Here is a 13,272-nt window from a genome sequence, read left to right on the forward strand (position 1 = left end):
TGGCATAGCAATTGTTTATAAATACTTATAAACCAATTGTTTCACTAAACAACCTTAGTTATGAGTTCTTTATTATATTTGATCGCATTGATTTTGATAATAGGATGGATATTTGGTGCCTTCGTATACAGTGTCGGAGGATTAATACATATTTTGTTGGTACTTGCCGTAATCGCCGTGCTGTTCCGCCTTATTGGAGGCCGATCGGTCTAGTAATCGCGTAAGAAACCAACTATCAAACCGCCAATCTGCATTCAGGTTGGCGGTTTTTCTTTCAGCTTCATTACAAACGATGGTAATCACAGATCTAACGGGAAAGGTGGGCCGAGCCAATTTCGGTCACCGTGCCTATGCTTTGCCATCTTTGGTTGCTCTTTGGCCACGGATATACACTGATAAACACACATAGGATGCTTAAGCCATTGCAAATCTGTGTTGATCCCTTTTATCTGTGCCTTACGTGACTTAAAAGTTTACGATGCACATGCCTTTGCTGATGAAGAGGGCTTCTCGGCAAAGTTTGGATTCATCCAGTTCATAGATACAAAGCTATCCTATTAAGGAAGCTGCTCTCAAAAATATTGCTTGATCCCTGATATGGTGTATGATATATACTAGAAAGCCAGCCCCGGAGGGGCGACACATCCATAGCCATGGGTTTTAGCCGCATTTCCCACCCTATTCCCCATAAATTTCCGCTAAAACCCGTTCAGTACCCATGGCGGAAGCCATTGTTTAACCGTGTAAAGTTTTTTTCATAAGAGCATGTCAACATTCATTCCTTGGAAAAGTGGCTTGATCCCAGTGATCATCAAGTCGAGCTTTACCGAAGTGCTGAACTAGGCTTTTAGCCTGAAAGGAAGAAATTATGGCGACTACACCCCAAGGCCTTGCCTTGGACTAGGATGATGAAAGGCTTTCAGCCTTCGGTTCCTGCGTGGGGTTTGGGGACTGGCACGTGGCCAAAAATGGTAAGGCCACGCATAAATTAACATATCACAACCTCCCATATTCACCCAGTGGATGCTGCAATCTAGGCCTAAAGGAAAATAATTCTTAGTGCCTTTGAGCCTTGGTGGCTATCATTGTTCCCATAACCAAAGAAATTTATCACCTCCAGTAATATAGGTTGATCCACTCAATGTATTTCTTACCTACTGTGTTTGCTCTTTGGTCACGGATGAACACTGATGTACACAGGTACGATGCTTGAGGCATTGCAAATCCGTGTTGATCCCTTTTATCCGTGGCTTAAAATAACTTTTCAGTTTATGCATTAGGAATCGTGGTAAGCGCTGAAACAACCTGATTTTGAAGCAATTTCACCTTTTAGAAAATAGGCTAATGCTTAAGGTGAGTTTAACCAGATTCTCCATGTTGACTTGAAGAAATGCAAGATATATTTCCCGTACCAATGCTCCTCCAGCTCGACGGGTTGGACAAATTATGTAGTGAAAGTGCGTGGTACAGAGAATTTGTTTTAATTTTGAAGCATCATTTTCAAAAAACGTGTAGAAGTGCAAGATAATTATCAGCAAAAAACATTAGGAATAGTAGGAGGAGGTCAGCTGGGGAGAATGGTCATCCAGTCCGCCATCAACTATAACATCGATATCCATATCCTCGATCCAGATGAGAATGCTCCCTGTAAGCACATCTGTCATGATTTCAGCCAAGGGAAGTTAACCGACTATGATACGGTTTATGCATTTGGCAAAAAGTGTGATGTGATCACCATTGAAATCGAAAATGTCAATACTGAGGCACTGGAACAACTGGCCAAAGAAGGCAAAAAGGTTTTTCCGCAACCTGAAATAATCCGCCTGATTCAGGACAAACGAGAGCAGAAGCAATTTTACAAAGAACATAATATCCCTACGGCTGATTTTGTCCTGACGGATACCAAAGAAGACGTACTCTCCCAAGCCGATTTCTTACCCGCTGTCAATAAATTGGGCAAGGAAGGCTATGATGGAAGAGGGGTACAGATTCTGAAGACGCCAGCAGACCTTGAAAAGGCTTTTGAAGCACCCAGCCTATTGGAAAAGCTTATTGACTTTGACAAGGAAATTGCGGTCATCGTTTCCCGAAATGAACAAGGAGAATTGGTGGCTTTTCCACCCGTAGAGTGCGCTTTCCACCCCACTGCAAACCTCGTAGAGTTCCTCTTTGCGCCGGCGCAAATTTCTGATGCCATCAGTCAGGCATCCATCGAAGTGGCCAAAGAGGTGATTACCAAACTGGACATGATCGGTATCTTGGCCGTAGAGATGTTTGTCACGAAGTCAGGAGAAATCCTGGTCAATGAAATTGCTCCCAGGCCCCATAATAGCGGTCACCACACCATCGAAGCCAATTTCACGTCGCAATTTGAGCAGCACTTACGGTCGGTGATGGGCATGCCATTAGGAAACACTGGACTCCGGACACCTGCAGCCATGGTAAACCTTTTGGGAGAGGATGGATTTACCGGTGAAGCAGTGGTAGAAGGAATGGACGAGGCCATGAAGGAAAAAGGCGTTTACCTCCACCTTTATGGAAAGAAAATCACCAAACCCTTCCGAAAAATGGGTCATGTAACTATTTTGGAAGCTAATGTGGAAGCCTTGAAAGCCAAGGCCTTGAAAATAAAAAACAGCATTAAAATAAAAGCATAAATCATGAGCAAGCAGGTAGGAATCATCATGGGAAGCAAATCCGATCTCCCCATTATGTCAGAGGCAGCCAAGGCACTGGAAGAGCTAGGGGTACAATACGAACTGACCATTGTCTCGGCACACCGAACTCCGAGAAGGATGATCGACTATGCTGAAAGCGCACGCCAGCGGGGCATAAAAGTGATCATTGCCGGTGCTGGAGGAGCTGCACACCTTCCTGGCATGGTCGCATCACTAACGTCATTGCCGGTCATCGGCGTACCGATCAAATCCTCCAACAGCATCGATGGGTGGGACAGCATCCTGTCCATCTTGCAGATGCCTGCCGGTATTCCTGTGGCAACCGTAGCCTTAAACGGCGCCAAAAACGCAGGTATCCTGGCCGCCTCCATGGTGGGAGCTTACGATGCTAAAGTGGCCGAAAACATGGAGAACTTCAAGAAGGAGCTCCGCGAAAAAGTAGAAGAAACCGCTCGTGATGTAGAATTGAAAGGTTGGAAAGATACCTTGGATGATTAATTTCTGCTAACCTTCTACACAAATGATGTGGACGCATGTGCCCACATCAAAGCAACCCCATTAATTCCGAGGGGTAACCTCCTGTCAGTATACCCCTCGGAATGGATAATTTAAGCTCTTGGAAGCTCTTTCCTTTACTTGGGTTGGAATATTTTTAAATTATAAAGCAGGCCCTTATCATACCTCCTCCGGTTGGATTTTCCATAGTGGGTCATTTTTTGCAATTGAAAATACATAATTTTTAGTATATTATATCGGTTTATCGTTCATCTTCAATAGTTTCATCATGACTAAAGTGAGTATCCCTATTTGGTTCTGGGCAGTTACCGGTACACTGCTTCTATGGAATTTGCTGGGAGTAGGTTCCTTCTTTATGCACGTTAGCATGACTGAAGAGGCTATCGCTGCGTTACCAAAAACTGAACAGGAACTTTATGCTGTCTATCCAACTTGGGCCTTAGTGGCTTTTGCGGTGGCCGTTTTCGGAGGTGTCCTCGGATGTATTGGCCTATTGCTAAGAAAAAAATGGGCCAAATATATCCTGATCCTTTCACTGATCGGAATTATCATCCAAATGTTTCATAGCCTCATCATTGCCCGCGCAATGGAAGTCTATGGCCCAGGAGCAGTCGTGATGCCTATTATGGTCATCGTCATTGCCGTATTTTTAGTCTGGATGGCAAATTTCAGTGTAAAAAGAGGTTGGCTTACCTGAAATATACGTACAATAGGTCGATCTATTTCCTAAATCCCTAGGTAGCAAAACGAAAGATTTTCTGAACTAATTCAGTAGGTTTATGTCATTTAATAGCTAATTTTTGTTAAAGAATCATTAATTTCAGGACTAAAGTCCTATTTTTAGAAAAAGGGTAACTTTGCACCCTGATTCAGTGATGGTGATTATGGAAAGACGAATTAATAATCTGATAGAATTGTGGAAAGAGGGATACTCTGAACGGATCAAAAAGTATCAACCCTATCAAGCGGTACAACAGATTAAACATATTGCATCTCTTTTTAGTCCTGGGGATTTTTTCTATTTCATTTTGAACATGCACAATCTTCAGTTAGAGTATGTGCATCCCAGTGTACGGAACTTTATGGAAGTGGATCCTGAAAATACAACGATCCGCGAGCTCCTAAAGTGTGTCGTTCCTGAGGACATGGACGAAGTCAAAAGAAAAGAGATGGTACTCCAGGATTTTCTGGATAAATTTAGGGATACGCATCAGCTCCCATATTATAAAATCCTTTACATGTACCGGATGAAGGACCGTTATAATCGATACCGCACGATGCTGCTTCAGGTAAACGTGCTTTCGGTTTCCAGCGACGGGACCATTGAGCATATCCTAAGTGTCCACACGGACATTTCTTACCTTGGCGTGGCCAAAAGCGATTATATTTCATTTATCGGCCTTAATGGCCAAAAGTCCTTCTATAACGTCGATTGCCAGACGGGAAAATTTGACGAAACCCTTTTCGAAACTACAGCCAGTAGTTTTGGCTCCAACCTCACCAAGAGAGAGCAGGAAATTATCTTTTACTTTTCGAAGGGGCTAGGAGCCAAAGAAATCGGGGAAGCGCTCAATATTTCTGAATATACTGTAAGGACTCATCGAAAGAATATTCTAAAAAAGACCAAGCAAACCAATATGGCCCAACTGGTTTCTTTATGTGTCATGGAAGGATTAATCTAACAGGCCCACGGTAAAAGTTTGATCAATTTCTTTTATTCGAGCAAAATTCGACTAATCCTTGCATATGGTAAAGTATTATTTTTTCACCTTTGGACATAAGCCCAAATAAGCATTAAGATGTTCCAGATAAAAAACCTGCCTTTTCTCCTAGAGCGAAAAAAATACGAAATTTTAGTCTTTGCCTTGATCATCCACCTTTATTCCGGTGTATTCTTTGGCAACCTAAGTTTATACATTGTCTATATTTGGCCCTTGAGCATTTTATTCTTGGGCCTAGCGAGTGTAGGAGTCTTCAAGGAAAAGGGCCGATGGAAAATCTTTATCAAGAATGCCCTGCTGGCCTTGGTCATCATCTTGCCGATTTCGCATGCGTTTTTAAATGACCATGTGTTTTTTATGCAGGTCCTTAGTTTGCTATATGTGGCTTTCTTTTCGTTGATATTTTGGGAGGTCATGAAGTTTCTGATCAGGCCCAGCTATGTCAATGCAGATATCATCTTCGCCGCTGGATGCGGCTACTTTTTGTTGATCGAAATCAGTGTATTTCTACTTCAGTTTATGTTTTACAATCATCCAGGCTCTATTGCTAACGTGGACACCACGAAAATGGCCAACACCTACATGGACCTTATCTACTTGGCCAGTGTGGTGCAGACCTCCATCGGTTTTGGGGACATTACGCCAAGCTTCCACACCACCCGGCTGGCAGTTTCATTTTTGGGCGTTTTGAGCCAATTGTACAATGTTCTGCTAGTGGGAATTCTCATCAGTAAGTTTTCCTCCAAAATCAATCCCAAAAAGTGATAGAAAAAAATTATGGCCAAATCCTACTCGAATAATGCCAAATTCTGGCTAATATTGAAGCATTACCACCATAAATGATTTTTAGTGATGAAGCGTTTATCCTTACTCGTGGCCATAGCTATTTTGATCGTTTCTTCGGCCTTGTCCCAGCAAAAACCAGCCTATAAGATCTATCATCAAAAGGGGAGAAAAACCGCTTACAAGAAACTGGTAAGAAAGATCTCAAAAGCAGATGTGGTCTTTTTTGGTGAACTCCATAATGATCCTATCAGCCACTGGCTCCAATTGGAGCTCAGCAAAGATTTAGCGGAAGAGCGGGACCTTCTGATGGGAGCGGAGATGTTTGAAGCAGACAATCAAGAGGCCTTGGACCGCTACCTGACCGGTAAAATTGACCAAAACGGCTTGGACAGTTTGGCCCGACTATGGCCCAATTACAAAACGGATTATGCACCATTGGTGGAATTTGCCAAGGAAAATAGTATCCGTTTCATTGCCACCAATATCCCTAGAAGATATGCCAGTGCAGTTTACAAAAGGGGAGGCTTTGGGGCATTGGACAGTTTGTCCGCGCAAGAAAAGTCTTGGATAGCGCCGTTACCGATCCCTTTCGACCCACAGCTGCCAGGATACCAAAACATGCTGGAAATGATGGGTGACCATGGAAGCATGGATATGGTAAAAGCCCAAGCCATTAAAGATGCCACCATGGCTCATTTTATTTCAAAAAACTACCTACCTGAACACCTTTTTTTTCACTTCAATGGTGCTTATCATTCCAATAATCATGAAGGGATATATTGGTACTTAAAAAAATACCGACCTCAACTTGACCTCATCACCATTTCCATGGTCGTCCAAAAGGATGTCAAAACCCTGGAAGAAAATCATAAAGGACTTGCGGACTTTATCATTTGTGTGGATGAGAACATGACCAAAACCTATTAGGCTGGCATCCTCTCTATTATATAGTATGCCATGGCTAACTGATTAATGGTCTGAACCTAAAACACTCTTCTCCCTAAATCATTCCTTTACTGTTTCACCTATTCACATAATTAAAGTATTTTCAGGTTAAGCCTCTTCTGTACTAATCAATTTTTAAATAAGTAATTTATAAATATTAATAGTTAAAATTAAATAAAACAAGTATTTTTTTGTATATTGAATTTACTATCACCTATCATTGAATAACGAATAAACATAAAATGCTGGAATTGAAGACTTCTCTGGCAGGAAGCTTTCAGGTAAAGACACCATCGTTTTATTGCAAATGCCCTAAAACATGGCTAATATTGGTTGTGGTGTTTTTTTAAACGTATAGATCTTTTTTCGATTTTCGACTGATTAAGGCCCTAGACGTTTTGTGTTGGCCTAGCAACATTAAAGCGTTAGGATGTATTCTTAAACAGCAATACGCAAATTATTTTTGCCTTGGAAATATGGAAATTATAATAAGAAACTTAAGGGAAATAAAGCGTGTTGTCCTTTATGTCATTGTCGTGATCATTCTCTCGTTGTTTGCGGATGCGGTGGTGGAATGGAGAATGGCTGATCATCCAATGCTCTACATAAAGGACCTCATAAATATTGCTATTATTTTGATAGCAACATTATTTTATAGGCTAGACCTCATAAAACTGAAGGTCGTATTGGCTGTGGCCGTTTACTCCATATTTATCAGCATTTACTTATCCATTCCTGTTCGGCTGGAGAGTAATTCCTTGGTGATGGAAGCCTATTTTGTCAAAGTGGAGCTGATCACCATTCTCCTCATGTTGGTAGCTGGCATCCTGATCCATCGGCATCATATGATCTATGTTCTGGTGATAAACGCCGCCTTTATCATCACTTGCATGATTTTCCTTCCAGTAGACTACCCGGCTTCCAAATACATTTTCTATCTGGTACTCCTGACTGGGGCCGGCCTCTCTGGACAACGACTTCAAAAAGCGCTCATGGAATTAAGGGAAAACCTGGCCGGAGCCAATGCTGAAATTGCCAAAAACAACAAAAAGTTGATTGAGGTGAATAAGCAAAAGGATCAACTCTTCCGGATCATTGGCCATGATATCAGAACCCCCTTTAATCAGATCAGCATGGTCTTAAGTATCCTGTCCAACGACATGGACAATGCTAAATTTGAAGAAATGAAAAAAGCCATGGAAACGGCTGTGGACAATGGCAATCTTCTGCTTCAAGACCTTATGATCTGGGCCAAAGCCCAAGCAACGGACTCTATGGCGGTAAAAGAAACAGTACCACTCTTCCCTCTCATCCAAAAGGAAGTCCGGTTCTTTGAAGGCCAAGCAAAACGGAAATCCGTACAGATCAATAATCAGGTCCAGAAAGGCATAAAGGTCTTCGCAGATCCTAATATGACGGCGACCATCATAAGAAACTTTATCTCAAATGCCCTTAAATTTTCTCATAGGGATTCCACCATCGAAATTTTAATCGATAAAAATGAAGGGTTCAGCAGTATTTCCGTGAAGGATTATGGCACAGGCATGAAGCCGGAGGACTTAGAAAAGTTAAGGTATTCAGAAAAGAATGTCGTATCTCAAGAGGGCACTGAAAAAGAAGCCGGAACCGGTTTTGGGGTTAGAATTTGCCAGAAACTGGCAGAACATCAAGGAGGAAAGGTAAAAATAACAAGTGAATGGGGCAAAGGAAGTACTTTTAGCCTGATCTTACCTCCAGTGCCCCTATCCAAAGACACCAAACCATCAAAACCTTTGGAAAGCTAATCGCGTAAAACTTTTCAAACTATTTAGGATACTTATGTTTCGACTTTTTATTGACTACACGATTATCACCCTAATTGCTTATGCTTTTTAAACGCGAGGCTATTCCCTTGATCAATTACCTTAAACTATATTTATCATGCGATTAAAAATGTTATTGGTGGCTGCTAGTGTTGCCACGCTGTTATGCTCGTCCGCCTATGCGCAGGAGGTTCCTGCTCAACCTACCGATATTGCTCCACTCTTGATTGGGGAAAAAATTCCAGACAGTCAGGTCAAAGATCCTGATGGAGCCACTATCTCATTACAGGAGGAAATTTCCAAGAAACCTACCGTACTGATCTTTTACCGCGGTGGATGGTGCCCGTACTGTAATAAGCACCTGGCCGAACTTCAGGCAGTGGAACAGGATATTTTGGACTTGGGCTATCAAATCCTCGCCATAAGTCCCGATGCCCCTTCCCAGCTGAAGACTACCTTGGACAAAAACGAATTGACCTACCGCCTCTTTTCGGACAATGACCTGAAAGTGACCAAGGCGTTTGGCCTTGCATTCAAAGCACCTGATCGCTACAAGGATATGCTGTTCAATGCTTCCGGTCAGGAAAACCCGGGCATTCTTCCTGTTCCTGCAGTCTTCGTCTTGGATCAGGAAGGCACGATCCTTTTTGAATACATAAATCCAAACTACGATAGCAGAATCAGCGGCACAATGCTAAAGGCTGCTTTGGAAAGCCTACAGGAATAACGTAATTGATCCATCATTCCATAAATGGCTGTTTCACAGCAAAGAAGTTGTTTGTGAAACAGCCATTATTTTTCGGCATGCATCACCGTTTCCCGATGCTGCAGCCCCCATTTTACCATCGCGTCCAATAGCTCACGGATTTTTCTGCCAGATGGGGTAAGCTCATATTCCACGGTTACCGGAGTGGTGTCGTACACTGTTCTGGTAATGATACTGTTTAGTTCGAGTTCTTTGAGCTCTTTGGAAAGCATCCGCGGGGTGATTTTGGGAATATCATTTTCCAGGTCCTTAAACCTTTTTTTACCATAGCAAAGCGAGCCAATGATGGGCAGTTTCCATTTTCCACTGATCACGTTTAGCGTATCACGTACCGCAACCACAAATTCACTGGAGCAAATGTGAACTTTTTCCTGGTCTTCTATCGTTGATTTGTCCATAATCGTTTTAACGCACACTATACAAAAGTATAGCACTATAAATTAGTAAATCACTTCCTTTTATATAGCGAATATAGTTATTTCGAATATCAAAAAAAACGAAAGAAACAGATCATGAGTTTATTAGAGAATTTAGAGTGGAGATATGCCACCAAAAAAATGAACGGAAAGGCAGTTCCCCAAGAGAAGGTAGACTATATCCTGGAGGCCGCAAGGCTTTCCCCATCATCTTCAGGGCTGCAACCCTATCGCGTGATCGTGGTTACAGATCCTGAGATCAAAGAAAAGATGAAACCCATCGCTTGGGACCAAAGCCAGATCACCGATGCTTCGCATATCTTGGTTTTTGCTGCTTGGGAAAATTACACCGAGGAAAAAATTAAAGCTGTTTTTAAAGAAACACTAACCGCCAGAGGGTTACCACTGGACAAAATGGATGCGTATAGAGAGCGTCTTTGGGGCATGTACAGCCAGCTGCCAGAAGAATGGCACGCCCACCATGCTGCCAAGCAAGCCTATATTGCATTTGGCACTGCGATCGCAGCAGCTGCCGAGCAGAAGGTAGATGCCACACCAATGGAAGGATTCGACCCAGAAGGCCTGGATGCGCTTCTTGGGCTCAAGGAACTTGGCCTTAAAAGTGCTGTAGTCCTACCTTTGGGTTATCGAGACGAGGAAAATGACTGGCTTGCCGGCATGAAAAAATTCCGTACGCCAAAAGAGGAATTTATCATAACATCCGATGAATTAGTGGAACAATAACCACAACGGTTGTTTTACAACAGGCCACAGCGGCAAACATTTAGATAAATAATCCCACAAAAAGGGCTGTAGCCAATGAAACATTTGGCTCAGCCTTTTTTTACGATCTTCCGCAGCCAGAAAAATTCCCTTCCGCAGGGACGAGGTGAATTTCAGTAAGCTTTTTAAGAAAGGCGGCCAAATACCTAACCGGCATCCTTCATACTTTGCCCCAAAATTTATCAGGAATCAAGTGGATCTCAACTTTACGGTTTGTCTATCCTCCACCCCGTTCGCTTACACGCTTATTACCAAGGTGATCCCACGATCAACTCCAAAAAACTTTGAGAAATTAGAGAAGGTCTTTTTTAATAAAAGGGGTGATTGAGTACCTTCGTGGTTTGGGAAAGCAATAAAAACAAATAACAATATGGAAATTAACGGTAAAATCATTCAAGTTTTGCCAGAGCAATCTGGCAATGGCAGAAACGGTACATGGAGAAAGCAAGATTTCATTCTTGAAACGGAAGGACAATACCCCAAAAAAGTTTGCCTGACGGTATGGGGAGACAAAATCGACCAATTTGGCATGCAGCAGGGAGACACGGTCAAAGCAGGCATTGAAATTGAAAGTCGCGAGTACAACAGCAGATGGTATACTGATGTAAAAGTATGGAGAGTGGATAAGCAAGGAGGCTCACCTGCAGGCAACCAAGGGCAGTCAAGTGCTCCAGAAGTAAGTACTTTCAATGATGAAAGTGGTGAAGATATTTTGCCATTCTAATTAAGGCAGGTTTAGCAAAAAGACTATATTTAGGGACTGTATCGAAACTATCGGTACAGTCCTTTTATATTTAGCTCAAAATAAATCTGACGTTTATGTGGAATGACTTTGATGATGACGACAATCAATGGGATGATGGAGACGAGGAAGATTTCAGAAAAGAACAAGATCGCATCAACAAACACCCCTTAATGCAGAAAGCCAATGATATCATGCTCCTAACGGAGACATTGGTTGGGGTACTGGACGAAGGCGCCAAAGAAATGTACGGCACCTTTATGCTGGAAGATGCCACAGTCATCTGTGGTAAATTTGGCGGTGCAGAAGGGGTGGACGACTATATCCTTAAAATGGAAAATGCCGTGTTCATGAAAGTTCATGCCAGGCACCTTAACTCCATGACGTATTCAGTAGCCATGGTCGATAATCATGCCGAAGAGCATTTACAGCTTCTGAGGGATGCCATCAATGATTTTAAAGCTTTATTTGTCGACTGGGTGAAGGGATTTGATCCTTCGTGCAAGTACGATGACGGCTGGGGGCTTTTTTGAGAGAATTCTCCAGCATAAGTTACCATTATAACTGTCGGAAAATGGGTGATTTTAACAAAACGGCTCATTGGGATCACGTTTATCAAACCAAGCCACTGGAATCGGTAAGCTGGTATCAGCCGGTTCCCAAGACCTCAATCCAGCTAATCCACGAATTGGAATTGCCCTTTTCTGCGAAAATCATCGACATAGGGGGCGGCGATAGCTTGCTGGTAGACCATCTCTTGGAAATGGGCTACGAAGACATCACTGTCTTGGACATTTCATTAGCGGCGATCAACCGCGCCAAAGAACGTTTGGGACATGCTGCTGAAAGGATCCAATGGATCGTCGCGGATGTCTGTGACTTCCGGCCCAATGCAACTTATGATCTATGGCATGATCGAGCTGCCTTCCATTTCTTAACAGAGGAAAAAGACATCGCTTCCTATGTGGAAGCCTCCCAAAGGACCATTGCTGAGGATGGAAAAATGATCTTGGGTACTTTTTCGGATAAAGGGCCTGAAAAGTGCAGCGGCCTCCCGATCAAGCAATATACCGCAGACCTTTTGGAAACAACTTTTTCTCCAGCTTTTAGGAAAGAAAAATGCTTCCATGAACAGCACCCCACTCCCAATGGCTCATTTCAGGATTTTGTGTTTTGCAGATTCGCCAAAAAATAGGCTGGCCCACTTTATGCCTTGGTCATGTCCGGCTCTTTGATCATGTCAAAGGGCGTCAAAAGGAAATTGCCCAAAAGAGCAATTAACGCTGGCATGGGTAGAGCCTTAGCTCCCTTTGCCAAACTGATAGCCAAAATATGCTCCTCCAATGACCATGACAAGCGCAATGCCGACCAAAAGCAAAAGGACCCCCAAGGGCATTTCCCAGTCTTCTGAGCCAATACGAAAACGAATATTCTTTTTTAGATCAAACATGTCCGTAAAGTTATTGTTTACTTTACAATATCAAAGCAGCAGCGATCACCATGATTGCCTAAAACCTGACAATGCCCATGCCGAGCCAAGCCCCTGTCCTGACCCCCGAACTCCTTAAGGTTATAAAGATTTTCGGACTGCTATCTGTAAGCATTGTCTTAGTTTTATCATTTTTCAATGAATATCGGGCAGACAATACCGGCACGGATGACCCGCACAGCATGACTGACAGCAACTACCTTTACTTCAAGAATGTTCGCCGATTACATTATGAAATTGATAAAAACCCGGCCACAAAACTGGAAATTTACCGCTTAGACAAGCGATTAAAAGGTGAAAATTTGATTTTTGTTAATCTTTCCATTATCGTTAGCCGTATAAGGAATAAAGCCTACATCTACATTGAACCCGCTGATAAATTGAAATCGGTAACAACCGTGGAAATCAGTTGGCAAAAAAATGGCAGCGAGCAGGGCATGTTGAGCTTTCAGCAAGGTGACCGGATGAGTCATCACCGGTTTGTCTGCGAGCTGTATCCTCTGATAGATGAAAAAACAGAATTTAAAGTAAAAATCGCTGGAAAATGGCTTCCTATACTAGTATCCGATAAAGAAAGACAAGCCTTTAAAACCACCACGGAGGACTATCTCCAGCTCATAAAATAAAC

At 42.7% G+C, this 13,272-nt stretch carries 16 protein-coding genes; 14 read left to right on the top strand and 2 right to left on the bottom strand.

Annotation, left to right across the window (positions count from 1 at the left end):
* The first annotated feature begins 60 nt into the window (after positions 1 to 60).
* The 9 genes from ECHVI_RS23590 (at position 61) to ECHVI_RS04305 (ending at position 9,175) form a co-directional block, all read left to right on the top strand.
* Positions 61 to 213, top strand: a complete 153-nt coding sequence (locus ECHVI_RS23590) for a lmo0937 family membrane protein (protein ID WP_015264721.1) — start codon at positions 61 to 63, stop codon at positions 211 to 213.
* 1,304 nt (positions 214 to 1,517) lie between these two features.
* Positions 1,518 to 2,657, top strand: coding sequence for a 5-(carboxyamino)imidazole ribonucleotide synthase (locus tag ECHVI_RS04270; RefSeq protein WP_015264722.1), 1,140 nt, complete (start codon positions 1,518 to 1,520; stop codon positions 2,655 to 2,657).
* Between the two features lie 3 nt (positions 2,658 to 2,660).
* Positions 2,661 to 3,176, top strand: a complete 516-nt coding sequence (purE, locus tag ECHVI_RS04275) for a 5-(carboxyamino)imidazole ribonucleotide mutase (protein ID WP_015264723.1) — start codon at positions 2,661 to 2,663, stop codon at positions 3,174 to 3,176.
* 286 nt (positions 3,177 to 3,462) lie between these two features.
* Complete coding sequence (locus tag ECHVI_RS04280) at positions 3,463 to 3,891, top strand: hypothetical protein (RefSeq protein ID WP_015264724.1); 429 nt, start codon at positions 3,463 to 3,465, stop codon at positions 3,889 to 3,891.
* A 187-nt stretch (positions 3,892 to 4,078) separates the two neighbouring features.
* A complete protein-coding gene (locus ECHVI_RS04285; RefSeq protein WP_245553423.1) occupies positions 4,079 to 4,876 on the top strand; it encodes a helix-turn-helix transcriptional regulator in 798 nt (265 codons plus the stop codon).
* Positions 4,877 to 4,993: 117 nt separating this feature from the next.
* Entirely contained in the window at positions 4,994 to 5,680 is a 687-nt protein-coding gene (locus tag ECHVI_RS04290) for an ion channel (protein WP_015264726.1), read from the top strand.
* Between the two features lie 87 nt (positions 5,681 to 5,767).
* The gene (locus tag ECHVI_RS04295) at positions 5,768 to 6,628 is read left to right on the top strand and encodes a ChaN family lipoprotein (protein ID WP_015264727.1); all 861 of its coding nucleotides are present in this window, start codon (positions 5,768 to 5,770) and stop codon (positions 6,626 to 6,628) included.
* A gap of 494 nt (positions 6,629 to 7,122) precedes the next feature.
* Positions 7,123 to 8,430, top strand: coding sequence for a sensor histidine kinase (locus tag ECHVI_RS04300; protein WP_015264728.1), 1,308 nt, complete (start codon positions 7,123 to 7,125; stop codon positions 8,428 to 8,430).
* A 136-nt stretch (positions 8,431 to 8,566) separates the two neighbouring features.
* Entirely contained in the window at positions 8,567 to 9,175 is a 609-nt protein-coding gene (locus tag ECHVI_RS04305) for a peroxiredoxin-like family protein (RefSeq protein ID WP_015264729.1), read from the top strand.
* Between the two features lie 65 nt (positions 9,176 to 9,240).
* On the opposite strand, the gene ECHVI_RS04310 is transcribed toward ECHVI_RS04305, so the two are convergent.
* Complete coding sequence (locus ECHVI_RS04310) at positions 9,241 to 9,612, bottom strand: winged helix-turn-helix transcriptional regulator (RefSeq protein ID WP_015264730.1); 372 nt, start codon at positions 9,610 to 9,612, stop codon at positions 9,241 to 9,243.
* Between the two features lie 114 nt (positions 9,613 to 9,726).
* Here ECHVI_RS04310 and ECHVI_RS04315 point away from each other — a divergent pair, with 114 nt between their 5' ends.
* From ECHVI_RS04315 to ECHVI_RS04330, 4 genes are all read left to right on the top strand, one after another.
* On the top strand, positions 9,727 to 10,374 hold the full coding sequence (locus tag ECHVI_RS04315) for a nitroreductase family protein (protein ID WP_015264731.1): 648 nt from the start codon (positions 9,727 to 9,729) through the stop codon (positions 10,372 to 10,374).
* A gap of 409 nt (positions 10,375 to 10,783) precedes the next feature.
* Positions 10,784 to 11,137, top strand: a complete 354-nt coding sequence (locus tag ECHVI_RS04320; RefSeq protein ID WP_015264732.1) for a DUF3127 domain-containing protein — start codon at positions 10,784 to 10,786, stop codon at positions 11,135 to 11,137.
* Positions 11,138 to 11,232: 95 nt separating this feature from the next.
* Positions 11,233 to 11,688: a hypothetical protein gene (locus tag ECHVI_RS04325; protein ID WP_015264733.1), complete on the top strand. Its 456-nt coding sequence runs from the start codon at positions 11,233 to 11,235 to the stop codon at positions 11,686 to 11,688.
* Positions 11,689 to 11,729: 41 nt separating this feature from the next.
* Entirely contained in the window at positions 11,730 to 12,350 is a 621-nt protein-coding gene (locus ECHVI_RS04330; RefSeq protein ID WP_015264734.1) for a class I SAM-dependent methyltransferase, read from the top strand.
* Positions 12,351 to 12,455: 105 nt separating this feature from the next.
* Here ECHVI_RS04330 and ECHVI_RS23820 read toward each other — a convergent pair whose 3' ends face one another.
* Positions 12,456 to 12,605, bottom strand: coding sequence for a hypothetical protein (locus ECHVI_RS23820; RefSeq protein ID WP_015264735.1), 150 nt, complete (start codon positions 12,603 to 12,605; stop codon positions 12,456 to 12,458).
* 221 nt (positions 12,606 to 12,826) lie between these two features.
* Between ECHVI_RS23820 and ECHVI_RS04335 the strand changes: the two genes are divergently transcribed.
* Positions 12,827 to 13,270, top strand: a complete 444-nt coding sequence (locus tag ECHVI_RS04335; RefSeq protein ID WP_157501210.1) for a hypothetical protein — start codon at positions 12,827 to 12,829, stop codon at positions 13,268 to 13,270.
* The last annotated feature ends 2 nt before the right edge of the window (positions 13,271 to 13,272 follow it).

It is taken from the genome of Echinicola vietnamensis DSM 17526 (assembly GCF_000325705.1).
Taxonomy (GTDB): domain Bacteria; phylum Bacteroidota; class Bacteroidia; order Cytophagales; family Cyclobacteriaceae; genus Echinicola; species Echinicola vietnamensis.

What these genes read in the sequence shown, in the direction of transcription:
- ECHVI_RS23590 (WP_015264721.1), top strand. Translation starts at nt 61, where the DNA reads ATGAGTTCTTTATTATATTTGATCGCATTGATTTTGATAATAGGATGG.
- purE (WP_015264723.1), top strand. Translation starts at nt 2,661, where the DNA reads ATGAGCAAGCAGGTAGGAATCATCATGGGAAGCAAATCCGATCTCCCC.
- ECHVI_RS04280 (WP_015264724.1), top strand. Translation starts at nt 3,463, where the DNA reads ATGACTAAAGTGAGTATCCCTATTTGGTTCTGGGCAGTTACCGGTACA.
- ECHVI_RS04285 (WP_245553423.1), top strand. Translation starts at nt 4,079, where the DNA reads ATGGAAAGACGAATTAATAATCTGATAGAATTGTGGAAAGAGGGATAC.
- ECHVI_RS04290 (WP_015264726.1), top strand. Translation starts at nt 4,994, where the DNA reads ATGTTCCAGATAAAAAACCTGCCTTTTCTCCTAGAGCGAAAAAAATAC.
- ECHVI_RS04295 (WP_015264727.1), top strand. Translation starts at nt 5,768, where the DNA reads ATGAAGCGTTTATCCTTACTCGTGGCCATAGCTATTTTGATCGTTTCT.
- ECHVI_RS04300 (WP_015264728.1), top strand. Translation starts at nt 7,123, where the DNA reads ATGGAAATTATAATAAGAAACTTAAGGGAAATAAAGCGTGTTGTCCTT.
- ECHVI_RS04305 (WP_015264729.1), top strand. Translation starts at nt 8,567, where the DNA reads ATGCGATTAAAAATGTTATTGGTGGCTGCTAGTGTTGCCACGCTGTTA.
- ECHVI_RS04310 (WP_015264730.1), bottom strand. Translation starts at nt 9,612, where the DNA reads ATGGACAAATCAACGATAGAAGACCAGGAAAAAGTTCACATTTGCTCC.
- ECHVI_RS04315 (WP_015264731.1), top strand. Translation starts at nt 9,727, where the DNA reads ATGAGTTTATTAGAGAATTTAGAGTGGAGATATGCCACCAAAAAAATG.
- ECHVI_RS04320 (WP_015264732.1), top strand. Translation starts at nt 10,784, where the DNA reads ATGGAAATTAACGGTAAAATCATTCAAGTTTTGCCAGAGCAATCTGGC.
- ECHVI_RS04325 (WP_015264733.1), top strand. Translation starts at nt 11,233, where the DNA reads ATGTGGAATGACTTTGATGATGACGACAATCAATGGGATGATGGAGAC.
- ECHVI_RS04330 (WP_015264734.1), top strand. Translation starts at nt 11,730, where the DNA reads ATGGGTGATTTTAACAAAACGGCTCATTGGGATCACGTTTATCAAACC.
- ECHVI_RS23820 (WP_015264735.1), bottom strand. Translation starts at nt 12,605, where the DNA reads ATGTTTGATCTAAAAAAGAATATTCGTTTTCGTATTGGCTCAGAAGAC.
- ECHVI_RS04335 (WP_157501210.1), top strand. Translation starts at nt 12,827, where the DNA reads ATGACTGACAGCAACTACCTTTACTTCAAGAATGTTCGCCGATTACAT.